18 protein-coding genes are annotated in these 23546 nt (G+C 67.5%); 12 read left to right on the top strand and 6 right to left on the bottom strand.

From position 1 onward, the window contains the following. Window position 1: 1 nt before the first annotated feature. The 5 genes from AC6CR5_RS12680 (at window position 2) to AC6CR5_RS12700 (ending at window position 5371) form a co-directional block, all read left to right on the top strand. On the top strand, window positions 2-754 hold the full coding sequence (locus AC6CR5_RS12680) for a hypothetical protein (RefSeq protein ID WP_054516253.1): 753 nt from the start codon (window positions 2-4) through the stop codon (window positions 752-754). Between the two features lie 50 nt (window positions 755-804). Next, complete coding sequence (locus AC6CR5_RS12685; RefSeq protein ID WP_172999788.1) at window positions 805-1476, top strand: DUF1120 domain-containing protein; 672 nt, start codon at window positions 805-807, stop codon at window positions 1474-1476. A 38-nt stretch (window positions 1477-1514) separates the two neighbouring features. Further along, entirely contained in the window at window positions 1515-2150 is a 636-nt protein-coding gene (locus AC6CR5_RS12690; RefSeq protein WP_172999789.1) for a DUF1120 domain-containing protein, read from the top strand. A 69-nt stretch (window positions 2151-2219) separates the two neighbouring features. Next, window positions 2220-2933 (top strand): fimbria/pilus chaperone family protein, encoded by a 714-nt coding sequence (locus AC6CR5_RS12695; protein WP_498085690.1) that lies wholly within the window; start codon window positions 2220-2222, stop codon window positions 2931-2933. Window positions 2934-2977: 44 nt separating this feature from the next. Beyond that, window positions 2978-5371, top strand: a complete 2394-nt coding sequence (locus AC6CR5_RS12700) for a fimbria/pilus outer membrane usher protein (RefSeq protein ID WP_498085691.1) — start codon at window positions 2978-2980, stop codon at window positions 5369-5371. Here the strand turns inward: AC6CR5_RS12700 and AC6CR5_RS12705 are convergent. Then, window positions 5274-6917, bottom strand: coding sequence for a methyl-accepting chemotaxis protein (locus AC6CR5_RS12705; protein ID WP_498085692.1), 1644 nt, complete (start codon window positions 6915-6917; stop codon window positions 5274-5276). The two genes, AC6CR5_RS12700 and AC6CR5_RS12705, sit on opposite strands and share 98 nt — an antisense overlap. A gap of 394 nt (window positions 6918-7311) precedes the next feature. On the opposite strand from AC6CR5_RS12705, the gene AC6CR5_RS12710 reads away from it, so the two are divergent. Both AC6CR5_RS12710 and AC6CR5_RS12715 read left to right on the top strand, forming a co-directional pair. Then, the gene (locus tag AC6CR5_RS12710) at window positions 7312-10335 is read left to right on the top strand and encodes an autotransporter domain-containing protein (protein ID WP_498085693.1); all 3024 of its coding nucleotides are present in this window, start codon (window positions 7312-7314) and stop codon (window positions 10333-10335) included. A 144-nt stretch (window positions 10336-10479) separates the two neighbouring features. Continuing rightward, entirely contained in the window at window positions 10480-10878 is a 399-nt protein-coding gene (locus AC6CR5_RS12715; protein WP_054448805.1) for a DUF6157 family protein, read from the top strand. Here AC6CR5_RS12715 and AC6CR5_RS12720 read toward each other — a convergent pair. The 4 genes from AC6CR5_RS12720 to AC6CR5_RS12735 form a co-directional block, all read right to left on the bottom strand. Continuing rightward, the gene (locus AC6CR5_RS12720; RefSeq protein ID WP_498085694.1) at window positions 10823-12547 is read right to left on the bottom strand and encodes a PepSY-associated TM helix domain-containing protein; all 1725 of its coding nucleotides are present in this window, start codon (window positions 12545-12547) and stop codon (window positions 10823-10825) included. The genes AC6CR5_RS12715 and AC6CR5_RS12720 overlap by 56 nt on opposite strands. A 14-nt stretch (window positions 12548-12561) precedes the next feature. After that, entirely contained in the window at window positions 12562-12852 is a 291-nt protein-coding gene (locus AC6CR5_RS12725; RefSeq protein ID WP_026383247.1) for a hypothetical protein, read from the bottom strand. After that, entirely contained in the window at window positions 12839-13126 is a 288-nt protein-coding gene (locus tag AC6CR5_RS12730) for a hypothetical protein (RefSeq protein WP_054499753.1), read from the bottom strand. The genes AC6CR5_RS12725 and AC6CR5_RS12730 overlap by 14 nt, the downstream gene beginning before the upstream one ends. Window positions 13127-13208: 82 nt before the next feature. Further along, the gene (locus AC6CR5_RS12735) at window positions 13209-15380 is read right to left on the bottom strand and encodes a TonB-dependent receptor (RefSeq protein ID WP_020928955.1); all 2172 of its coding nucleotides are present in this window, start codon (window positions 15378-15380) and stop codon (window positions 13209-13211) included. 259 nt (window positions 15381-15639) lie between these two features. Between AC6CR5_RS12735 and AC6CR5_RS12740 the strand changes: the two genes are divergently transcribed. The 4 genes from AC6CR5_RS12740 (at window position 15640) to AC6CR5_RS12755 (ending at window position 20515) form a co-directional block, all read left to right on the top strand. Then, window positions 15640-15786: an SDR family NAD(P)-dependent oxidoreductase gene (locus tag AC6CR5_RS12740; RefSeq protein ID WP_020928957.1), complete on the top strand. Its 147-nt coding sequence runs from the start codon at window positions 15640-15642 to the stop codon at window positions 15784-15786. Window positions 15787-15789: 3 nt separating this feature from the next. Beyond that, window positions 15790-17607, top strand: coding sequence for a glycoside hydrolase family 15 protein (locus AC6CR5_RS12745; RefSeq protein WP_020928958.1), 1818 nt, complete (start codon window positions 15790-15792; stop codon window positions 17605-17607). A 152-nt stretch (window positions 17608-17759) separates the two neighbouring features. Continuing rightward, window positions 17760-18467, top strand: a complete 708-nt coding sequence (locus tag AC6CR5_RS12750; protein ID WP_047991520.1) for a response regulator transcription factor — start codon at window positions 17760-17762, stop codon at window positions 18465-18467. Between the two features lie 353 nt (window positions 18468-18820). Continuing rightward, window positions 18821-20515, top strand: coding sequence for a flagellin N-terminal helical domain-containing protein (locus AC6CR5_RS12755; protein WP_054444304.1), 1695 nt, complete (start codon window positions 18821-18823; stop codon window positions 20513-20515). A 118-nt stretch (window positions 20516-20633) separates the two neighbouring features. Here AC6CR5_RS12755 and AC6CR5_RS12760 read toward each other — a convergent pair whose 3' ends face one another. Further along, entirely contained in the window at window positions 20634-22124 is a 1491-nt protein-coding gene (locus tag AC6CR5_RS12760) for a methyl-accepting chemotaxis protein (protein WP_155873932.1), read from the bottom strand. Between the two features lie 365 nt (window positions 22125-22489). Between AC6CR5_RS12760 and AC6CR5_RS12765 the strand changes: the two genes are divergently transcribed. Then, window positions 22490-23455, top strand: coding sequence for a Bug family tripartite tricarboxylate transporter substrate binding protein (locus AC6CR5_RS12765; protein ID WP_024069917.1), 966 nt, complete (start codon window positions 22490-22492; stop codon window positions 23453-23455). Window positions 23456-23546 lie beyond the last annotated feature (91 nt).

Below are 23546 nucleotides of genomic sequence, written 5' to 3' on the forward strand. Positions count from 1 at the left end.
AATGAAACACTTCCAAATCCGCAAGATACTATTCGCGGTGCTGGCCTGCGCCGGCAGCGCGACGGCATCGGCGCAGAACGCCCCGGCCGCGGCGCCCGCGCCGTCGACGCTGAACGTCGCCGTCGGCGGCGTCATCTCCCCGGGAAGCTGCACCCCGACCTCCAGCGCGATCGCCTTCGACATGAAGAAGATCAACCCGGCTTCGCTCAAGGAGAAGGCTGAGACTCCGTTGGCGCCCATCGTGCAACCGCTGTCGATCAAGTGCGATGGCGGCGATGCCGCGGTCGCATTGTCCGTCGCCGGCACGGTCAAGGCGCCCACGCCGTCCGACGCAGCGCTCGAGCACAAGGCCACGGGCATCCAGGCTGAAGCCAAGAAAGGTTACATCTACGACCTGGTCGACGCGGCCACTTCGACCACACGCATCGGGCGTTACGTTTTCCAGTTCCGCAACTTCCAATACACCACCGCGGCGGCCACCGGGACGCAAGCCAAGGCGCTGGTGGTGACCAGCAGCGACCGGGCCGCATGGGCCAGTGCCGCGGACACCGCCGCGAATGCCGCGCAACTGAAGTCGGACGGCACGACGTACGTGACATTCTCGGACCCCGCCACGCCCACCGTTCCGGTATCGGCGTCGCTGTTCAACGGCGACATCGTGATCGGCGCCGTCATCCAGCCGAAGTCAGAACTGACGATCAACACCGATCTGACGTTCCGCGGCGAAACCACCATCACGCTCAGCTACCTGTGATCCACGCGCCTGCCGGTGCGAACGCCCCGGCGGGCTGATGGCCAAACACAATGAAACTCCGATATTTCCTGGCCTGTGCCGCCGCAGCCCTGCCTCTGGTCGCCCTGGCACAGAGCACTCCCCTGAACGTCGCCGTGCAGGGTTCGATAAAGCCCGGGGCGTGCACCTTCCAGATTTCCGAGCAAGGCACCTTCAACTACGGGAAGGTGAAGCTGAAGGATCTGAACAAGGATACCTACACGCAGTTGCCCGTCATCGACCGAGAGCTCCGGATTTCCTGCGAGTCATTGACCAAAGTCGCGCTGACCGTCAGTGACAGCAATCCCGGCCTGGTGGCGTTCAAGGAAGACATGGTGTTCTTCGGCGGGCGTGGCAAGAGCTGGTCGCCCGCCCGGCAATATGGTCTGCGCAATGACGCAGGACGCAGCATCGGCTCCTGGGCGCTGCAGTTGGTGCCAGGCTTCAAGGTGGACCAGCAGGATACGCAGTCCATTTACAGCGGCGACGGCGGCAAGTCCTGGAATCCCTCTGTCGGTAACTTCTTCCATGACGACGGCAGCCTCGAAACCTGGAGCATGCCGGGGCCGCGCGAACCCGCCTTCGGCCGTGAGTTCGTGGGTACCGTACGCATCCAGGTGGCCCTGGACCGCAGCGCACAACTGGGCGTGGCGACCGAGGTGCCGTTCACCGGCGGCGCGGTCATGACGCTCGTCTATCTCTAGCGGCCGCTGCCGCCTCGCGCCGGGAACTCCGGCTGACCATGAATCCTTACCTGCCTTCCCTTTGCGCCCTGCTGGGCGCCCTGCTCAGCGCGGCGAGCCTTGCCGCGCCGCCCGCGCCGCAGGCCAACAGTTGCCGCATCCAATTGGGTGGCGGCCCCACAGTGGACTACGGCAAGATCAGGCGCAACCTGTTGCGTGCCGCCCAGGCCGCGCCGCTGCCCGCGCAGCAACGCAGCGTCACGGTGGTCTGTGAACAACCGGCAACGCTCGCCCTGCGCCAATCCGGTGTCGACGGCTCGGCCAGCACCGCGGCCGGTGGCAGTCTCGGCCTGGCGGGCGAAACGAGCCATGGCATCGGCCTGGCATCCGGCAGACCGCTGGGCGCGTTCGCGCTGCGCTGGCGGCGCGACGCCGCCAGCATCGACGGCGTGCCGGCGCGCCTGATTGTCTCGTCCGATGGCGGCACGACCTGGCATGAGCTGGATTCCGATGCGGTCATCGGCGCCGCCGACCTGATCGCCTGGGCGCGCGGCGAGCAACGCCGTCCGGCCAGCGGCCGCACCCTGATCGCAGGCGTGCGGATCGAAACGGCCATCGCGCCGACCTCCACGTTGTACCTGGGCCGCGAGGTCCAGCTCGACGGCTCGATAAGCCTGTCAGCCGTTTTCCCGTAGGCCTTCTCCGGATGGCCATTTCCCGCAGGCCGCGCCCGGCCGGCGTCAACACGTCTTCTGCTTGCTGATATGAAACCCTTCCTGACTTGCATTTCCCTGGCCTGCGCCCTGCTGGCCAACCCCGCCGCCGCGGCCGGCGTCGTACCCGAAAGCTCGGTCCTCATCGTCGACGAAGCCACCGGCGAGGGCACCATGATCGTGCAGAACACCGACGCCGCGCCGGTACTGCTCTACACCACCATCGAGAATGTCGCCGAGGACCCCGAAGAAATGGTCGTCGCCACGCCCCCGATGGCGCGGCTGGAGGCGGGCCAGTCGCAATTGGTGCGCTTCATGCTGACCAAGAAAGGGCCTCTGGCCACGCAACGATTCAAGCGCGTGGCCTTCGAAGGCATCCCGTTCGCGCGTGGCGCCGACAACCAGGTGCAGACCACCTTTCGCCAGAACATCCCCATGATCATCCAGCCCCGCGCGCTGGAAAAGCTGAAGGACCCATGGACGCGCCTGTCCAGCAGCGTGGACGGCGACAAGCTGCGCCTGTGCAATGACAGTGGTTATGTCGTGCGCCTGGCCCAGCAGGCGCGACTGGACAGCGCCAACGTCAACCTGCCGTTGCCCAAGACCTACCTGTTGCCGGGCGAGCGCTTCGAGCTGCCGCTGGCCGGCAAGCGGGCGGCCACCGCCGGCACCGTGACAATCTGGCCCGCCACCGTCTACGGCTACGCCGCGGGTAGCTATGCCATCCCCCTGTCCAATGGCTGCAGCCAGACCCCCGCGAAATGAACCCGCTTGCGTACGCGGCTGCGGGCATGGCGGCATGCATCGGCATGACGGTCCCGACCGCCGCGTTCGCGCAGCAGTTTGATCCCCAGACCCTGAAGCGCCTGGGCATCTCGCCCGAAGCCGCGGCCTACTTCAGCAAGGCGGCGCGTTTCCTGCCCGGTATGAGCCGTGTGCGCCTGAATGTCAATGGCATCGACCGGGGCACCATGGACGTGCGCTTCAACGACGAAGGCACGCTGTGCTTCACGCCCGAGCTTCTGCGGCACATCGGCCTGAAGGTGCCGGACGGCACGTCCGGGGAAGGCTGCCAGGATTATCGCAAGGCCTATCCCGAAACCGACATCATCCAACTGCCGAACCAGTCGCAGGTCGACATCGTCACGCCGCTGGCTGCCCGCGCCCCAGCCGAGGAGGCAATCCAGGGTCAATATGTTTCGGGCGGCACCGCCGCGATGATCAACTACAACCTGAGCGGCTCGCGCAGCGGCACCGGAGATTCGGGCTACCAGTATTTTCGCGCATACAGTGAGACGGGCCTGAACGTGGCCGACTGGATCCTGCGCAGCCGCCAGGACTATTACTCGCAAGGAGGCCGATCGACCTTCACCCAGGGGGATACGTATGCCCAGCACGCCGTGCCGAGCCTGCGCGCCACCTTCCAGGCAGGCCAGATCTCACCCGCGGGCTCGCTGTTCGCGGTCGGCACACTGCGCGGCGTGCAGCTTTTTCCCGAATATGCGTTGCGGCAGACGCAGGCGTCGGGCGTCGCCTTCAGCGGCATCGCCAGCGGTCCGAGCCGGGTGGAAGTGCGCCAGATGGGAACGCTGATCCTGATGACGCAGGTTCCTGCCGGCGCCTACACGATCAGTGATGTACCCATCATCAGCGGCAATTCCGACCTCGACGTGCAGGTGATTTCCACCAGCGGCGAGCGGCAGCAGTTCATCGTCCCGGCGGCATCATTCGGTGCGGTGCGCAACACGACGGCCCAGGGGCTGTCGATCGCGGTGGGCCGCTACCAGGCTTATCGCGGCAGCGACAGCCAGACGCCGCTGGTAGCCACCGCCAGCAATGGCTGGAACCTGGGGCGCCACGCCAGCGTCAACGCGGGCGTGCTGGCATCGCCGTCGTACCGCGCGCTGGCCGCGACGCTTACCGCCTCGCCCGGCGAGGCCGTCAATGGCTCGATCGGCATCCGTGTCTCCAACGCGATGGCGCAGGGGCAGAAGCTCCAGGGCCAGCAGATCACGTCGACCCTGTCGATCTCGCCATGGGAAAGGCTGTCCACCAATTTTTCGGCAACCTGGCAGACGCAGGGGTACCGCGACCTGGCGCAAGTACTGCAACGCACGGATGACCCGCGCGCCGGGGCCAGGGCGAGCCAGACCTATACCGCCGGAGCCTCCTGGTTCAATACCACGTTGGGCTCGCTGTCGGCAACCTATACGGCAAGCCGCCTGAGCGGCCTGGATACCACCCGCCGGCGCGCCACGGTGTCGTGGAACCGCAATTTCGGGCGCACTTCGGTGACGCTGTCGGCGGCGAAAGACCTCAGCGCCGACACGCGTGCGCGCTCAGACAATCAGTATTTCCTGACCCTCAGTTTCCCGCTGGGCAGCGCCAGCGCCGGCGTGTATGTCAGCAAGGCGGGCGATAGCAGCGCCCTTGGCGCGAGCTATTCGGACACGGTCAGCCCGCAATTCAGCTACAACCTGAGTTCCAGCGTGGCCAATCCGGGTCATGCCGTGAACTCGTCCGTGGCCATTGACGCGCTACCGCGTTATACCCACCTGAACCTGTCGGCCAACCGCGATGCACAGGGCAGCCTGTCCACGAACTGGGGAGTGCAGGGTTCCGTGGTGGCGGCTGGCGGCGCGGTGGCGTTTTCGCCATACGACGTGGGCGACACATTCGGCATCGCCAAGGTCGGCGACCTGGGCGGCGTGCAAATCCAGACGCCCGCGGGTCCGGCCTGGACGGATGCCTGGGGCCATGCCGTGATCCCAGGCCTGCCCGCCTACAGCGAAAGCTCGGTCGAGATCAACACCGCCAGCCTGCCGCGCAACGCCAACCTGCCCAACGGCATCCAGTCGGTGAAGCCGGCGCGCGGGTCGGTGCAGGTGGTTGACTTCAACTTGCGCCAGGTCCAGCGCTATCTGTTGTCGGCGGTGTCCGAAGCCGACCAGCAGCCGTTGGCCGAACGGCTGGCGGTAATGGACGGACGCGGCAACCTGGTCACGCTGGTCGGCCGGCAGGGCCAGATCTTCCTGGATGACGCTTATGCCGCGCCTCTGCAAGTCGCGCTGAAGGAAGGCGGCCGGTGTTTTCTGGAATTCCAGCCTACGGGCAAGCCGGATCCGGATCGTCCCTACCAGGACGCGCCGGCGGTATGCCGCAAGGGAGCGCCCGCGGCGGCGGCGCCTCCACCTCCACCTTGAAACGCCGCACCTGCTGCGCCAGGTGGCCGGCCTGCTCGCGCATGCTGGCGGCCGCGGCGGCGGCCTGTTCCACCAGGGCGGCGTTCTGCTGCGTGACGCCGTCCATCTGCGCGATCGCCACGTTCACCTGGTCGATGCCGGTCGACTGCTCGGCCGAGGCGCTGGCGATTTCGCGCACCAGCGTTGCCGCGCGGCGCACGCTCTGGACCACGTCGCGCATGGTGCGCCCGGCCTCGTCGGCCTGGCGTGATCCATCCTCCACGCGGCTGACGGATTCGTTGATCAGGGCATTGATTTCCTTGGCGGCCAGCGCCGAGCGCTGCGCCAGGGTGCGGACCTCGCCCGCCACCACGGCGAAGCCGCGGCCCTGCTCGCCGGCCCGGGCCGCCTCGACCGCGGCGTTGAGCGCCAGGATGTTGGTCTGGAACGCGATGCCATCAATCACGTTGGTGATATCCGCGATGCGGCGCGAGCTGTCGGAAATCGCGCCCATGGTCTGCACCACGCCATCGACCACTTCGCCGCCGCGCGCCGCCACGGCCGAGGCCTGGCTGACCAGTTGCTCGGCCTGGCCGGCGTTGGCGGCGTTCTGGCGCACCGTGCCGGTGAGTTCCTCCATGGACGCCGCGGTTTCCTCCAGCGACGCCGCCTGTTCCTCCGTGCGCTGGGAGAGGTCGGCGTTGCCTTGCGCGATCTGCGATGAGGCCGCGGCGATTCCCTCGCTGCCGCCGCGCACTTCGCGCACGATACCGGTCAGGCTGGCGTTCATGGCCTTGAGCGCGGCCATCAGGTCGCCGGTCTCGTCGCGCGTGGCCACCTGGATGTCGCCGGTCAGGTCGCCGGCCGCCACCCGGCGCGCCGCGTTCACGGCCTGGCCCAGCGGCCCCACAATGCCGCGCGTCATCACGGCGCCCAGCAGGATGCCTAGCACCACGCCAGCCACCGACAGCAGGATCATGACGTCCCGCATGCGCTCGTACAGATCGGAGCCCTCGCGCACCGACTGCGCCGTGGAGACCTCTTTTTGCAGGGCCAGCTTGCTCATGACGCGGTCCAGCTGCTCGGACGACGCGATCACGTGTCGCTCGATCTCGGCCGCGCGCGGGTCTTTCTGCACCGGCGGCAACGCGGCGGCGGCGGTGAAGAAGGCGTCGGCGTCGCGCTTCCACGTCTCTTCCATTTCCTTGAAGCGGTCCAGCATCTGGCGCCCCTCGTCCGTCTGGTAGTAGGCCTGCGCGCGGTCACGCAGCTTGTCCATGTTGCGCACGGCGTTGTCGAACTGCGCGCGCACGGCCTGGCGTTCGCGTTCGCTGGAGGCGGCCAGGTAGCTGTTGCGGGCGCGGCCCGCATAGATGAAATGGATGTTGGCTTCCTTGATGTCGGACAGGCCGCGCAGTTCGACTTCGTAAAGCCGCGTGTTCATGTCGTTGATGCTGGCCAGCCCCCAGACGCCAACGGCGCCAATGGCCCCGCCGATCATCGCCACGATCAAGAAAGCGCCCGAGAGCCGGGCGCGGATGCGCAATCCAGTAAATAGCCGAAACATGCTTGCTTCCTATGCGGCCCCGGCCGGATGGCGCGATGGCGCCTGTTGTTGTCGCGGGGCCTGATTGATCCGGACGGGCATGGTAGGGCGATGAGGGGATGAGGGAAAACCCCAGGAATAGCGGGTTTTGCTCACTGTTCACGACGCTGGTTCAAGCAATGGCTTAAGCCCGGCATAAATCCCGCTAATAGGCCAGCGGTTCCTGGCGGAAGGGGTGGATGTCCGGCAGTCCGAGAACACGCTCGCGCGGTGCCCTTGTGGCCTCGGCTAATGCGGGGTTAATGCGCGCCGCCAAACATGGCGTGTCGCAAAAACCAAACTTGGCTTGACGGCGACGCCCCCCTTTCAAGCGCCCCTTGCCCGGGGCCAGCACAAATACGGAAACCGCCGCATCATGCGCACACATCGATCCCTGCCGATCGCATCCAGACTCGCCCTGTCCATCCTGACCCTGTCCATCCTGGCGGCTTGCGGAGGCGGCGGGGGAAGCCATGGAGACACGGGGGGCAGCCTGCCTGGCACGGGAAGTGGCGGCGGTGGCGGTCCTGGCGGCGCCGGGACGGTCGCGCCTCCGGTCCAGTCCGCCGATCCCGTCACGCCGCCTGATCCGGCCAAACCGGCCGATCCCGTCACGCCTCCCGGCCCCGTCAAGCCCGCCGATCCCGTCACGCCCCCCGACCCCGCCAAACCGGCCCATCCCGTCACCCCCCCCGATCCCACTACACCCGCCGATCCCGTCGCGCCCCCCGATCCGCCCCAGCCAGCCCCTGTCGTCCCCATCAGCGACACCGGCATCCCCGGCTGGCGGCCGACCTCGCCCGTGCCCGCCCCGCCCGACGCGGCGGCCTTCGAAGGCACAGGCGTCAACGTCGGCGTGATCGACAACGGCTTCGACGCCGATCCGGCCACGGACCACCACAAGCTCTCGGTTGCGGGCGCGCTGCGCGAGGTCCTCGCCGCCGATGCCGCCGAGCCCGTCGACAAGGACGGCAAGATCGCCACCCATGGCGCCATCGTCAGCCGCATCATTGGCGGCAAGGTCGTGGCCGGCGACGACTTCGGCAAGGGCGTGGCCACGGGCGTCAACCTGTACCAGGCAAACCAGCGGGCCACCTTTTCGAACCTGAGCCTGCGCGGCGTGCTGTCAGCCCTGAACGCGCGCGGGGTCAAGATCGTCAACAATTCCTGGTCCTTCGTTCCCGGCCCCGAGTACGCCCTGCCCGACGGCGACGAAACCAAGCCCGATTCGCCGACGGTCAAGGCCTTCTTCCCTGCGCTCGACGAAGCCGTGAACAGCAATGGCCAGTTGCTGGTCTGGGCCAACGGCAACGAAGCGCAACCCAATCCCTATCTGCTGGCCGCCGCGCCTCGTGTCGTGCCGACGCTGGAACGCGGCTGGCTGACGGTCACGCAAGTGCTGGCCGACGGCGATCTCGCGCCCTGGTCCAACGCCTGCGGTATCGCCGCGAACTGGTGCATCAGCGCGCGGTCGCCGGACGACGACAAATTGACGGGCACCTCGTTCGCCGCGCCCGTGGTCGCCGCCACGGCGGCGCTGGTATCGCAAGCCTATCCCTGGATGGACAACAGCGCATTGCGCCAGACCCTGCTGTCGACCGCCGACGACCTGGGCGACCGTACCCGCTTCGGCTGGGGCCGGTTGAACATGGCGCGCGCGGTGCGCGGCCCCGCCCTGTTCGACACGCGCCTGACACTGGGCGGGGATTTCGTGGCGGACTTCGACGGCATGCGCTCGGAGTTCTTCAACGACATCGGCGGCGACGCCGGCCTGACCAAGGCAGGCACCGGCGCCCTGGTCCTGTGGGGCCAGAACCGCTATACCGGCACCACGACCATCACCCGCGGCACGGTCGAACTGTACGGCAGCGTGGCCGGGGACATCTCGATCCAGGCCGATGGCGTCCTGAGCGCCGACGGCGGCGTGGCGGGACGCTCGGTGCACAACCGCGGCACGCTGGTGGCCAAGGGCAACGGCCTGCACATCCAGGGCAGCTACTTCGCGTTCCGCCCCGAGGCCAGGCTGACGACCCAGCTTGGCACGACCCTGACGGTCGATGGCCTGGCCTCGCTGGGCAATTCCGCGCTGGAAATCACCAAGCCCGACGACGCTTATGTGGTCAAGTCGCGCGAGACGGTTCTCAAGGCCTTCGCGGTGGTCGGCCGCTTCGGCACGGTCAGCGCCGGACCGAGCCTGCTGTACACGGTCAGCCCCGACTACTCGACCGCCGACCAGATCGACCTGGACGTGGCGCGCAGCAACGTCGCTACCGTGGCGCATGACTTGTACGGCGGCCAGGCCGGCAGGCTGGGCGCCGCGCAGGCGATCGAGACCGCCTTCGAGGCGGCCGACGCCAAGGTCCTGGGCGCGGACAGCAACGTCAGCGACGCCTTCATCCAGCGCGCGGCGCGGCTGCAGAGCGTCGACAGCGCCGCGCAACTGGCGGCGGCGCTCGACAGCGTCAGCGGGCAGATCCATGCCTCGTCGCAGGCGCTTGGCTTCCAGCAGTCACAGGCCGTGAACCGCGCGCTGTCGAACCGCGTCGACCAGCTGGCGCTCGCAGGCGCGCGCAGCGGCGTATGGATGCAGATGATGGGCGGCGCCGGCAAGTTGAAGCAGTCCGGTTTCGCCGGCGCGGATACGCGCCTGTATGGCGGCCAGCTGGGCGTTGACCATCGCGTCACGGACGACGGCATTCTCGGTCTTTCCCTGACGTGGTCCGACGCCAAGGCCGATTTCGACCATTATGGCGGCCAGTCCAGGAGCCAGGGAACCGGGCTGTCGCTGTATGGCCGCTACGGGGCCGAGATCGGCCCGTACGTATCGGCGCGCGCCGGCCACGAATGGCGCCATGCGGACGTCAAGCGCGACATCCTGGCCGGCGGCGCCGAACGCGTCGCCAGCGGCCGCAACGACCGCGTCACCGCCCTTTACGCCGAGATCGGCCACGCCTTCGCGTTCGACGGCGGCCGCGTGACGCCTTTCGTCGGCGTGTCCTACGACCATCTGGCGCGCGGCGCGATCGACGAAGATGGCAGCGCCTTCGCCCTGCAGGCTCGAAAGAAATCCTACGACCAGGGGGCCGGCCAGTTGGGCCTGCGATTGCAGTCCTCGCCGCTCGACTGGGCCGGGGGCAGCACCACCCTTAGCGCCTTTGGCGCGTATCGCTACGGCAACCCGACGCGCCTGGACTTCACGGCCGCCTTCGCCGGCGCTCCGGACGCGAGCTTCGAGGTCCAGGGCATCGGCCTGCCGCGCCATACCGGCTGGCTGGGCCTGGGCGCCAGCTCGCAGCTGGCGGATGACGTCTCGTGGTACGCCAGCTACGACGCACAGTTCGGCCCCGGAGGGCTGACCAACAACGTGTTCGCGGCGGGGCTGCGGTACCGCTTCCAGTGACGGCCCGCGGGCCTCATGCGTCGCGAAGCGCAGGCCGTCGCCGCACCGACAAGCCCGAAAAGTGCGAAACTTGGCGGAACGGGGCCGGACCGGCAATGGCGCGGCCGGCCTGGCCCCTCAGCCCCGGGGGAAACCAGGACCACCATGACAACGAACTACACGGCGACCTTCATCACGGCGTCCCCCGACAGCACCGCCACGGCCGGCACGATGCCGGCCAAGGCCAACTCCATCGCCCAGCTCCAGCACGCCTTGCTGACGCGGCACCCGTACCACTACACCAGCGATGATCTGCTGTTCGAGGTATATGCCATTCGCAACGGCATCGCGCCCCGGGACCGCAAGCCGGCACGCGAAGCGTTTTTCGCCAGGCCACAGGCCTGCCTGCGCGCCTCGCCACTGGTCAAGCAATTCGGCTGGGGCATCCATCACGACGCCGAGTCGAAAGTGGCCATCCATGGCGTCGACAGCGAGACATATCGCGAACTCATTGCGCGCGCGGACCTGAAGATCGTGGCGGGGATGCGCAGTCGCCGGGCGTGACGGCGCGGGCCGGCGCCACGGGCTGCGCCAGGGCCAGATCGCCGCGCTCCGACGCCGGCTGCCGCGGCGCCCACACGCTGTCGCGCTCGCCATGGCGGATACGCCGCGCGCTGGCTTTCGCCATCCAGGCCAGGCCCAGCGCAAGCGCCAGCGCCGTGGCGTCCACGGCCAACGCCGGCGGCGTGGTGTGCGCCCATAGTCCGCTGGCGGGCAGCAGCCAGCCCGCCAGCGAGGTGGCCGGAATCGCCAGCGTCAGCGCGGCGGCGGTCCACAGCAGTTGCACGCCCGCCCTGGCGCCGCCGCGCGCAAAGGCCCAGGCCACGCTGGCGAAGAACGCCGCGTAGTACACGCCCCGCAGCCAGGCGTCGAGATCGTCGACGCGGCCGTGCAATCCTTTGGCGGCGACGATCATCAACGAAATGCCGCACAGGCTGCCCAGGCATACGCCCACGGTGGCCGAGGCCATCAGCCGCGTATCCAGCCTCTGCCGCGGCATCGCGCCGGTCCTGCGGTCGGCGCGCTTGCGACGCGTTTCGATCCACAGCAGGTTGCCGCTGTAGAACAGCCACGCGCCCGCCAGGCCCAGGAAGAAGTACAGCCACTGCACCGTCACGCCACCGAAGGACGCCATGTGCAGCGCGAAGAAGCTGCTGACCCAGAGATTGGCGGTGCTCTGCCCGCCCGGCAGGTAGTCGCTGTTCAGCACCTTGCCGGTGTAGGGGTCGAGCGCCACGAAGCCGCCGCGCGCGCGCGGCGACACCGCCCTGTCGTCCTTGCCCCACACCCGCACGATGGCGCGCGGACCGGTGACCTGCTGGTACTGCAGCGTGTCCGGCTCGAAGCCCGGCGCCAGCTCGCGCGCCCGGGCCGCCAGCGCCTGCGGCGCCAGCATGGCCGCCGGGTCGCGCCGGATGGCCGGGTCCGGCGCGCCGGCGCCAGGCCGCTGGAACACCGCCTCCAGCTTGCCCTCGTACATGAACTTGTCCTGCAGGTCGTAGATGCCATCGTGGAACGCGAACACCACCGAACTGAGCGCCATGACCAGGTGGAACGGCAACGAGACAATGCCCACCACATTGTGCGCATCGAGCCACATGCGCTTGAGGTTCCTGCCGGTGCGCAGGGCAAAGAAATCCTTGACCAGCGACGGCAGCAGCACAATGACGCCGGAAACCAGCGCCACCGCGTACAGCGAGGCGATGATTCCCATGAACCAGCGATTGGGATCGCTGTCGAGCGGCAGCCCGACCACGCGATGCAGCACGTCGATGAATGCGGCCAGCCCGCTGGGCGCGGACTGCTGCACCTGCAATTTCCCGTCCGCGTCCAGGAAGGCGATGTAGTGGCGCAGCGACGATTCGTCATGGTCGTCGGCGCCCGGATCGCGCACCTCCCAGCCCAGGCGCGCCGGCACGTGCTCGCCGTCGCGCAGGTGCACGGTGAATCCCCTGGCCACGTCCGGGCGCGCCGCCAGCGTCCTGGCGATGAGATCCTGCGCGTCTTCCACCGGCGCGCGCGGCACCGCCGAGGGCGGCGTGGCCCAGCGCGACAGCGGCTCCTTGAATACCGTCAATGCGCCGGCATAGAAGGCAATGAAGAGCGCCATGCCCGCCAGGATGCCGGTCCAGGTGTGGACGGATTTGTAGATGCGTATGTAGTCGGCTTTCATGATGGTGCCCGCCCTCAGAGCGCGCCGGCCAGGAACAACGCGCCATACAGCACGGCGCACGCGCCCCCCAGCCAGGCCCAGGCCCGCGGGCCGCTGCGGAAGAAATAGACCGTGCTCAGCACGCCCAGCCAGACGGGCGGCACCAGCCACATGGCGAGCTGCGAGCGCGTCACAAGGGGAATCCCGCGCGTCAGCGCCGCCAGCGCCGCGCTGGCGCCGAGCGCCAGAACGAAGCCGAGCAGCGCACCCGCCAGGGTCTTGGAAATCCAGTCGCGCCGGATCGGCGCGGGCTTAGCGGGCGTCATGCCAATCGCTCCGGCGCGAGGCCGCCAGCGCGCCAAGGTACGGGATGAGGCTGAAGAACAGCATCAAGGCGGTACAGAACACGAACACCGCCGCGACGATCGAGAACGCGCGCAGACAGCCCCAGGCGCCCAGCGCCAAGCCCACGCTCCCGGCGGCGCGGGCCGCCAGCGGGGGCCAGGGCGCGCGGCGCCAGCGCTGATTGGGCGACCCGAGATAGATGCCAAGGCAGCCCAGGAACAAGGCGATCAGGCTGGGAAGAATCAGGGATTGCATAGTCGTCCTTGCATGCGGCGCATGCGGTGGGGCGCCGCGCCCTGCCCGGCCCATGGCCGGCGGCGGGGGCGGCGCGCCATGGTCAGAAGCTGATGCTGGCGGATGCGGTGACGGTGCGCGCCGGGCCCAGCGTGGCGATCGGCGTGGTGTCGCTGAAACTGCCGGCGTAATAGTGCTTGTCGAACACGTTGTTGACGTTCAAACGCAGCACCACGTCCTTGCCATTGACCAGCATGGCGTAGCGGGCGCCCAGGTCGAGCTGGCCCCAACCCGGGATCTTCAGCTTGTTGGCGGCATCGGCGTACTGGCTCGAGGTCGCCTGCACGCGCGCGCTGAGGGTCAGGCCGGCAATCCACGGGGTATCCCATTCCAGTCCGGTATTGGCCTGCCAGCGCGGCGCGCCGACCGCGGTGTTGCCGTCATAGCGGCCGAACGAGGTCTTGGTCTGCTTGCCCTGGGAATAGGTCACCCCGCCCAGCACGCGCACGCCGCGCGCCAGTTCGCCGAAAGTGTTCCATTCGACCCCGCGCACGCGCTTTTCGCCGCCATCGGCGTAGGTCGGCCTGGCCGTGGTGCCTTCGGTGACCAGCATGGGCTTGTCGATCTGGAACAGTGCCAGCGTATTGGTGAACGTGCCGGCGTTCCACTTCACGCCCACCTCTTTCTGCTCGGTCTTGTAGGGCGCGAAGACCTGGCCGAAGTTGGTGGCGGTGGTGTCGGTGACGCTGTCGCCCTTGCTCAGGCCCTGCACGTAGTTCGCATAGAAGGACAGATCCGGGCCCCAGGGCTTGACGACCAAGGCCACGGCGGGCGTCACGGCTTGCTTGTCGTAGCGCGACGTGGTGTTGCCGTTCTTGTCGAAGTTGGTCGTCTTCACGCGCTGGTTGCGCAGGCCGCCGGTCAACCGCAGCCGGTCGTCGAGGAACGACATCGTGTCGACCAGCGCCAGGCTGGTCAAGGTGTTTTCCGCCGTCTTGGGCGCGCTGTCGGGCACACCCGGCATGACCGGAGTGATGGGGTCGTAGATGTTGGAGCGGAAGGTCGAGGCCGTGCCCGTGGCCGACCCATCCTCGGTATCCAGGATGGAGGCCTGCAGCACCAGTTCATGGCCCACGGCGCCGGTCTTGAAGCGCGACCGCAGGCCCGCCTCGGCCGAGGTGGCGTCGGTGTAGGCCCGCTGGCCGATGATGGAGCCGGTGAAATTGCCATTGGCGTCGATCTGGCGCGCGTGCGTGCCGTTGATCAGGCCCGATTGGTGGCTGTCGCGCCGGCCGATGCCGCCGAACACCGAGACATTGTCGTTGAAGCGGTATTCGGCGCGGCCGACCACGGCGTTGCTCTGGATGCTGCCGTAGCCGGTGCTGAACTGATTGATGCGGGGATCGGGCGCCTTGGGCACCACGGAGCCGCCGAACCAGAACATGGCGGGCGTGCCGCCCTGGAACGACTCCTGGCTGTGGTAGGCGTCGATCGAGGCGCTCAGCGCGCTGCCGCGATAGTCCAGGCCCAGCGACAGGAATTCGCGCTTGCGCGACTGGCCGTCCAGCGTGGTGGCGCCGTCGCTGAAAGCGCCGTTGACGCGGGCCCCCCATTGGTTGGCGTCGCCGAAGCGCCTGCCGGCATCGATGGTGGTGCCCAGCTGGCCGTCTCCCTGCCAGTTCACCCCGAACGTCGCGTTGGGCGTATCATCGGCGCGCTTGGGCACCAGATTGATCGTGCCGCCCACCGCGCCGCTGGGCGCCATGCCGCTGAACAGCGCATTCGGCCCCTTGAGCACTTCGACCCGCTCGACGAATTCCAGCGGCGTGCGGCCCATGGGCGCCAGGCCGTACATGCCGTTGATCGCGACATCGTTCTGGTTGACGTCGAACCCGCGGATGCGGAAATTCTCATACGCGTGCCCGCTCGACGTCGTGAAGCGCACCGACGCATCGTTGGCCATGACGTCGGCCAGCGTGCGGGCCTGCTGGTTCTGGATCAGCTCGGCGGTGTAGCTGGTGACGTTGAAGGGCGTGTCCATCACGTCCTGGTTGCCCATCATGCCCAGCCTGGCGCCCTGCGCCACCTGGCCGCCGGCGTAGGGCGCGGGCAAGTCCTGATCCTGCGCGGAATTGGCCGTGACCGTCACGGCCGGCAGGGTGGGCGCCGCGCTTTGCGCCAGCGCGCTGGAAAAAGGGAAAGCGAGCGCCAGCGCGAGTCGCGGCGCGTGCCGGGGAACGCGACGCGCCCGGGCCGATTTCATATTCTTGGTCAAGATTTACCGCCCCTATTTGCTAATAACAATACTTCTCATGCGCATTATATGTCGGACAAAATGAAGAGCAACCTGGTGAAAAATCAAGAAAATTTCAGAAAAATGTCAGAAATCGGCTAGCGAACCGGCGCCAGGCGCCGGCGGCCGCGGGTTGAACCGCCGTCCGTTCGGGACTAACCTGACCCTTTGCTATCGACAGCGGCCCGCGTGCCCTGGCTTGGCGACAGCCCGTGCTCGCGCCCGCCGCAAGGAGAGCAACATGCGGCAAACGGATCTGTCCGGACAGGTGGCCATCGTCACGGGCGCCACTTCCGGCATCGGCCGTGGCATCGCCCTGGAACTGGCGGCCACCGGCGCGCGCGTGGTGGTCAACGGCCGCATCGGCGAGCCGCGGGACGCGCCCTGACCCATGTCCAAGCCCATCGAGGACTATGGCGTGATCGGCAACCTGCTGTCGGCGGCGCTGGTCGCGCGCGACGGCTCCATCGACTGGCTGTGCCTGCCGCATTTCGATTCCCCCGCGTGTTTCGCCGCCCTGCTCGGCGACGACAGCCACGGCCGCTGGCTGCTGGCGCCGCGCCGGCCGGGCGAGGTCCGGCGCCGCTACCTGCCCGACACGGCCGTGCTGGAAACGCGCCACGAGACCGCCACCGGCGCGGTGCGTGTCTACGATTTCATGCCGCTCAGCGACGACGAAGAACGGGTCGACGTGGTGCGCATCGTCCAGGGTGAATCCGGCCACGTGGACATGCAGATGGAGCTGACGCTGCGCTTCAACTATGGGCAGGCGGTGCCGTGGGTGCGGCGGCGCGATTACGGGCTGAGCGCCATCGCCGGTCCGGACGCGGTGGAATTGCACACCGCCGTGCCGCTGGAAGGCCGCGACATGAAAAGCGTGGCCGCCTTCAGCGTGCGGCAGGGGCAGACCGTGCCTTTCACCCTGTCTTACCACCGCTCGCACAAGTCGCCGCATTTCGTGCCCGACCGCATGGAAAGCATGGACCGCACCATCGCCTGGTGGCACGAATGGGCCAAGCGCTGCCACTGGCCCGACGGCCCCGGCGCGCGCCGCGACGCGGTGGTGCGCTCGCTGATCACGCTGAAGCTGCTGACCTTCCAGCCCACCGGCGGCATCGTCGCCGCGCCCACCACGTCGCTGCCGGAGCAACTGGGCGGCAGCCGCAATTGGGACTATCGCCATTGCTGGCTGCGCGACTCCGCCCTGACCCTGTATGCGCTGCTCAACGCCGGCTACCGCGAAGAAGCCGAGGCCTGGCGCCAGTGGCTGCTGCGCGCCGCCGCCGGCCACCCCAACCAGCTGCAGATCATGTACGGCATTGCCGGCCAGCGCTGGCTGCCCGAGCACGACATCCCGTGGCTGCCCGGCTACGAAGGCAGCGCCCCCGCGCGCCTGGGCAATGGGGCGGCCGGGCAGATGCAGCTGGACGTCTACGGCGAACTGATCGAAACCCTGCACGCCGCGCGCGTGGCCGACCTGGCGCCGCTGGCCGAAGCCTGGCGCATGCAGAAGGTGCTGCTGCAGCCGCTCGAGGCGCTCTGGCGCGAACCGGACCACGGCATCTGGGAAATGCGCGGACCGCCGCGCGCGTTCACGCATTCGCGGCTGATGTGCTGGGTGGCGCTGGACCGCAGCGTCAAATCCAGCGAACGCTTCGGGCTGGAAGGCCCGGTGCAGCGCTGGCGCGCGCTGGCCGACGAAATCCGCGAGGACATCTGCACCCACGGCTACGACGCCGGCCGCAACACCTTCGTGCAGTACTACGGCGGCACGGCGCTCGACGCCAGCCTGCTGCTGATCCCCCAGGTCGGCTTCCTGCCGCCGGACGATCCGCGCATCGCCGGCACGGTGCGGGCCATCGAGCGCGAGCTGCTGCGCGATGGCCTGCTGCTGCGCTATTCGCCCGCGCTGAGCGACGATGGCCTGCCGGGCGACGAAGGCGTGTTCCTGGCGTGCAGCTTCTGGCTCGCGGACGCCTGCATCATGCTGGGCCGGCTGGACGACGCCGAGCGCCTGTTCGACCGGCTGCTGTCGCTGCGCAATGACCTGGGTCTGCTGTCCGAGGAATACGACGTGGCGCGCCGGCGCCTGGTCGGCAACTTTCCACAGGGCTTCTCGCATATCGGCCTGGTGAACACGGCCTACAACCTCAGCGCCGCGGGCGGCACGGCACGCCAGCGCGCCTCACGCGACGCGCCACCGCACTGACCGCATCAATATCAGACTGAAGGTAGGGCCCGGGACACGCCTTGCGCGCATCGGCGCCCCTAGAATCCCGGAAGTATCGATTTCAAGGCACAACCTTGGGCCCGCGCCGCGCCGACCCTCGTCGTCCGCGGCCAGAACCGGCCAGTGCAAACATGCGCATCCTCGTCGTTGAAGATCCCCCGGAATGGGCCGACACCGTATCCCGGCACATTGCCGGCCTGGGCCATGCCGTGCATACCTGCGGCGGCCTGCGTGACGCGCTCGACCATATCCGCCAGCGGGCGCCGGAAATACTGGTCACCGGCACGCCGCTGCCCGACGGCGACATGCTGGCGCACATTGCCGCCCTGCACCGCACCTTTCCCGCCATGGGCATCGTCGTGCTCGCCGCCAGCCCGCGCATCAACACGCAGCTGCAGGGCATGAGCGATGGCGTCGACCATTACCTGAACAAGCCGGTGCAGCTGCCCTTGCTGGCCGTCACGCTGAGCGCGCTCGAACGCCGGCTGGTCACCTCGTCGGCCGCGCCGTCCCGCGACGGCGCCTGGACCCTGGACGTGGAATCGCGCGAACTGCGGTCGAGCGACGGCCAACAGGTCGACCTGACCGCCAAGGAAGCCATCGTCCTGGCCTCGCTGATCCAGAGCCCGAAGTTTCCTATCAGCCACGAGCGCATGTCGCAGATACTGGGCTACCCCGAGATCATCTTCGACAAGCATCGCATCGATGCCCTGCTCTACCGCGTGCGCAAGAAGCTCGGCACGATCCGGGGCACGCCCATGCAGATCCGCAACATCTACGCCGAAGGCTCGTTGCTGGTCGTGCGCGACATCACGGTCAGCATTGCGGCTCAGGCCTAGGCCGTTTCCCCGGGCGTTGAGTATTGATGAGTTTTCGATACCGTACAGCTTCTACACTACGCAGGTCTTAAAACTTTCCCCAAGAGAGCTAAGACCCGAAGGCCCCACCCGCTTACCGGCGGGCGGGGCCTTCGTTTTTTTCGGGTGTTCCGCAAGCGCATTCATTAAGAGAGCAAAAGCTCATAAAAGATCATAAAGCCCCGTTTCCAGCGGCAAACTTCTAAAGAACAAATTGCCCAGCGCCGTAGTCATGGCAACGGACGAACCGCAGGCTGAGCCCCGGTTCATCACGTTTCCATCGGGCCGCCTCCGCGGCCCGAGCCAGTAAAGCCACTCTGTCTAGGAGCAAACACATGGCTGCAGTCATCAATACCAACTATCTGTCGCTGGTTGCGCAGAACAACCTGAACAAGTCCCAATCTGCATTGGGCACCGCCATCGAACGCCTGTCGTCGGGCCTGCGCATCAACAGCGCCAAGGATGATGCCGCGGGCATGGCCATCGCCAATCGATTCACCGCCAACGTCCGTGGCCTGACCCAGGCCTCGCGCAACGCCAACGACGGCATCTCGCTGGCGCAGACCACCGAAGGCGCTGCCGCCGAAATCACCACCCACCTGCAGCGCGTGCGCGAACTGGCGGTACAGGCAGGCAATGGCAGCTACTCTCAAGAGCAGAAGGACTCGATCCAGGACGAAATCAACCAACGCCTGGCGGACATCGACCGCATCTCGCAACAGACGGATTTCAACGGCGTGAAGGTGCTGTCAGCCAACGCCCAGCCCCTGACGTTGCAGGTCGGCGCCAACGACGGCGAAACCATCACCTTGAACCTGTCCGAGATCAGCGCCAATACACTGGGCCTGGCGGGCTTCAATGTCAACGGCACGGGCGTGTCCCCCAACAAGGAAGCCGACGTGACCGACCTGGCCGCAGCCAACGGTACCCAGACCGGCAACGATTGGGTTGTGCAAACGAATCACGCATCCGCCACCGCCGACCAGGTGTTCGCCAAGCTGGAAAACGGCAACAAGGTCACCGTCGGCACCGCCACGAGCGGCACGACCTACACCTACGACGCCGCCAACAAGAACTTCACGTTCACCGACAAGTCGGCCTCGGACGCCGCCTCCGTCACGGCGCTGGCGAACTCGCTGCGTCCGCCCGCGGGCACCGCCACCGGGGTCTACACCCATAACAACGGCACCGCGTCGACCACGTTCGAAGTCGATGCGACCGGCGCAATCAAGATCGGCAACCAGGCGGCGTTCCTGGATGACCGCGGCAACCTGACGACCAACGCCAATAGCGCCACCGCGGCCACGCTCGCCCTCGTCATGACGGCCGCGGCGGGAAATACAGCCGCAGCCGGTTCGTCGAGCGTTATGATCGGTGGCAAGACCTACTCCAACGTCAACGTCGCCGGCGGCAATCGATTGACGTTCACCGACACCATCAGTTCCGATGCGCTGATGGCGAAGGTCAAGGCCAACACCACAGCCAACGACGTCGAGATCAAACTGGGCAAGGGCATCACCAGCGCCACGGTGAAGTTCACCAGCGGCACATCGACCGACACTTACGTCGACGACAAGGGCGACTTCACGACCACCGCGAACTATCAGACCAATTACCGTGTCGATCCGACAAGCGGCAAGACCACGGTCACGGGCGGCACGGGTGGGGGCGACTACGCCCCCAAGATCGGCGCCCAAGCCTACGTCAACGCCTCGGGTAAGCTGACGACGGACACTACCAGCAAGGGCACGAAAACGACCGATCCGCTCAAGACGCTGGACGCCGCCTTCACCGTGCTGAACAAGCTGACCGGCGAGCTGGGCGCGGTGCAGAACCGCCTGGAATCGACCATCGCCAACCTGGACAACGTGGTCAACAACCTGTCCAGCGCCCGTTCGCGCATCCAGGACGCCGACTACGCCACGGAAGTGTCGAACATGTCGCGCGCCCAGATCCTGCAACAGGCCGGCACGTCGGTCCTGGCGCAGGCCAACCAGGTGCCGCAGACGGTGCTGTCGCTGCTGCGTTGATCACGCAATAGCGCCTGGCCCACGCGGCCTCCGGTCATCGCACTGGCGACGACCGGAGGCCGCGCCGCGTCCGCGCATCAAAACGGCGCCAAGGCCGGCGCCCTTTCGGAACTTGGGGTCACGCGCCCGCCAGCGTCAACGCGGCGGATGGCGGCCGCGCGCCCGGCGCGGCCACGGCATCGGCCGATGGGTCGGCTTGCAGGCGGAACACTTCCACCGCCCGCAGCAAGGCCGCCGCCTGCGCTTGCTGCGCGGTCGAGGCGCGAGCGGCCTGGGCCACCTCGGACGCGGTCTCGCGGACCAGCTCATCCATGTTGGACACCGCCAGGTTTACCGCGTCGATATCCGCGCTCTGGGTTTGTCCCGCCTCGCCGATCTGGCCGACGATGCGCGCCGCCTGGTCGATGCTGGACACCACCTCGCGGATCACCCCGGCCGCGTGATCGGCCTGGCGAAACCCCTCGCTGGTCTTGTGCAGGGAACCTTCGATCAACGTGCGAATGTCGCGTGCCGCGCTGGCGCTGCGCTGCGCCAGCGCCCGGACCTCGGTGGCCACCACCGCGAAGCCGCGCCCGCTCTCACCGGCGCGCGCCGCCTCCACCGCCGCGTTCAGCGCCAGGATATTGGTCTGGAACGCAATGCTGTCGATCAGGCCGATGATTTCCGAGATCTTTTTCGACTCCTGCTGGATTTCGCCCATCATGGTCGCCACGCCCGCCACGGCGGCGCTGCCCGCGTCGACGGTCTGGCGCGCCTGGTCGGTCAGTTGCCGCGCCTGCTGCGCGCGCGCGGCGTTGTCATGGACATTGGCCGCCAGGTCGCGCATCGACGCGGCGGTACGCGCCAGCGATTCGGCCTGCGTGCCCGCGTGCGCGTCGAGCTGCTGATTGCCCTGCATCATCTCGCTCAAGGCGACGGATAGCGACGTCGCGGTCGCCCGCACCTCGCTCATGGTCCGATGCACCGCGTCCATGGTGGTCTTGAAACTGCGGCCCAGGTCGCTGTGCATGCCCTGCCCGTCGAACCGCAGGTCGAACACGCCGACTTCGCGCCCGATGTGCGCGCTGAGCCGGGCCAGTTCTTCGGCGGCGACGCCGGCCCGTTCCATCTTCCAGGCCAGCCACCCCAGCGCGGCGGCCTGCACCACCACGTAGGTGGCATGCAACAGCACCATGCCCAGGCTGGGCTCGGTAAAGCAGATGGTCCCGTATCCCCACTGCTGCAGGAAATTGAAGGACAGGTGATGCACCGCGATCACCAGCGCCGCGCACAGGATGGTGCGCCAGTCACGATACGCCAGCAGCAGCGAGAGCAGGACGAAGATGCCGAAGTGGATTTCGGTCATGCCGGACATCAGGTGGATGTGCAGCGCGGCCAGCACCATCAGTCCACAGGCGACGGCCAGGCGCGTGGCCAGGCGCCCGGGCAACCAGAGAATCAGCAACGAAGGAATGCCGGCGGCCAAGCCGCCGACGATGAGGGCGGCGGCCCAACGACCGTACTGCGGCGCCATGCACAGGCCAACGATGAACAGCAGCCAAAGCAGGGGCAACATCGCGCGGTCGGTCCGGCGGTACGAATCTTGCAACAAGCGGCTTGCGGTGCGCATGGGTCGGTCCTCGGGCACGGGAAGCGCGACGGTGCGTCGCGGGTGCGCCGACCCACGGATACGGGACAGCACACCAGCTCGATTTTGATAGATAAATTTCAGTTTGTGAATATTTATTCCATATTATTTTCTCGACCAGCGACAAGTCCCAGCACCCGGTCCAAGTCGCGGACAGGCGTCCGGCGCGCCCTGGACCGGACTGTCCTGCGCGAAAACCCTGACCCGCCCGACGCGTGGCAAGGCTGTTCCACAAATAGTTAACATGTTAAAAATAACGCGTTGGTCCGTAAGAGTTGGTCCGTATCACCTCGCCACAAGCAGCGTTCTTCCACGTTCGACAAGCACACAGAGACAACGAGGTTCCCATGCATCCCTACGCGAAGCGCCTGCTGGCGCTGGCCACCCTGTCGCTGGCCGCCACGGCCCAGGCCCAGTCCTGGCCCACCCAACCCATCCGCTGGATCGTGCCCTACCCTGCCGGCGGCGGCACCGATGTGCTGGCCCGCACGGTCGTCAGCGGCCTGGAGAAACCGCTGGGCCAGACGGTGGTGGTGGAGAATCGCCCCGGCGCCGCCACCATCGTGGGCGCCACCGCGATCGCCGAATCGGCGCCGTCGGGCTACGTGCTCGGCTCGGCCGACATCGCCACCCTCGCCTTCAACCCGGCGCTCTACAACAGCCTGACCTACGACCCGTCGAAATTCACCTACATCGGCGGGCTCGCCAGGTTTCCCATGATGCTGGCGGTGAACGCCGGCTCCGCCTACAAAACCCTGGACGATGTGCTGCAGGCGGCCAGGAAGCACCCCGGCAAATTGACGGCCTCTTCGGCCGGCACCGGTTCGCCGCACCATCTGGCGCTGGAGCTGTTCAAGCAGCGCACCGGCGCGGACATCCTGCACGTGCCCTACAAGGGCGCCGCGCCCGCCATCCAGGACCTGTTGGGCAATCAGGTGGACCTGATGTTCGTGGACCTCACCAGCGCCCTGCCCAACATCAAGGCAGGCAAGCTGCGCATCCTGGCCACCGCCACGCCGCAGCGGCTGAGGGATCTTCCCGACGTTCCGACCATGGCCGAACAGGGGGTCAAGGACTACACCGTCTATTCCTGGCAGGGCGTGGTCGGCCCGAAAGGCCTGCCCGAGGCGGTCACGAAGAAGCTGTCGGCCGAGTTGCAGGCCGCGATCAGAACGCCCGCCATGACGCAGAAGATGGCCGACATCGGCGTCCAGCCCATGCCGATGTCCGCGGAGGAATTCCGCGCCTATGCGGAGCAGGAGCGCCAGAACTGGGCGGAAGTGATCCGCAAGGCCGGCATCAAGCGGGAGTAACGCGACAGGACGGCCGCGACAGGACGGCCGGCGCGCAGCGCCGGCCCAAGCGAAGCGACTGCGCCCAGGCTTGAGCGAATGGATTGATTCC

It is taken from the genome of Achromobacter sp. EG18, from assembly GCF_059759395.1.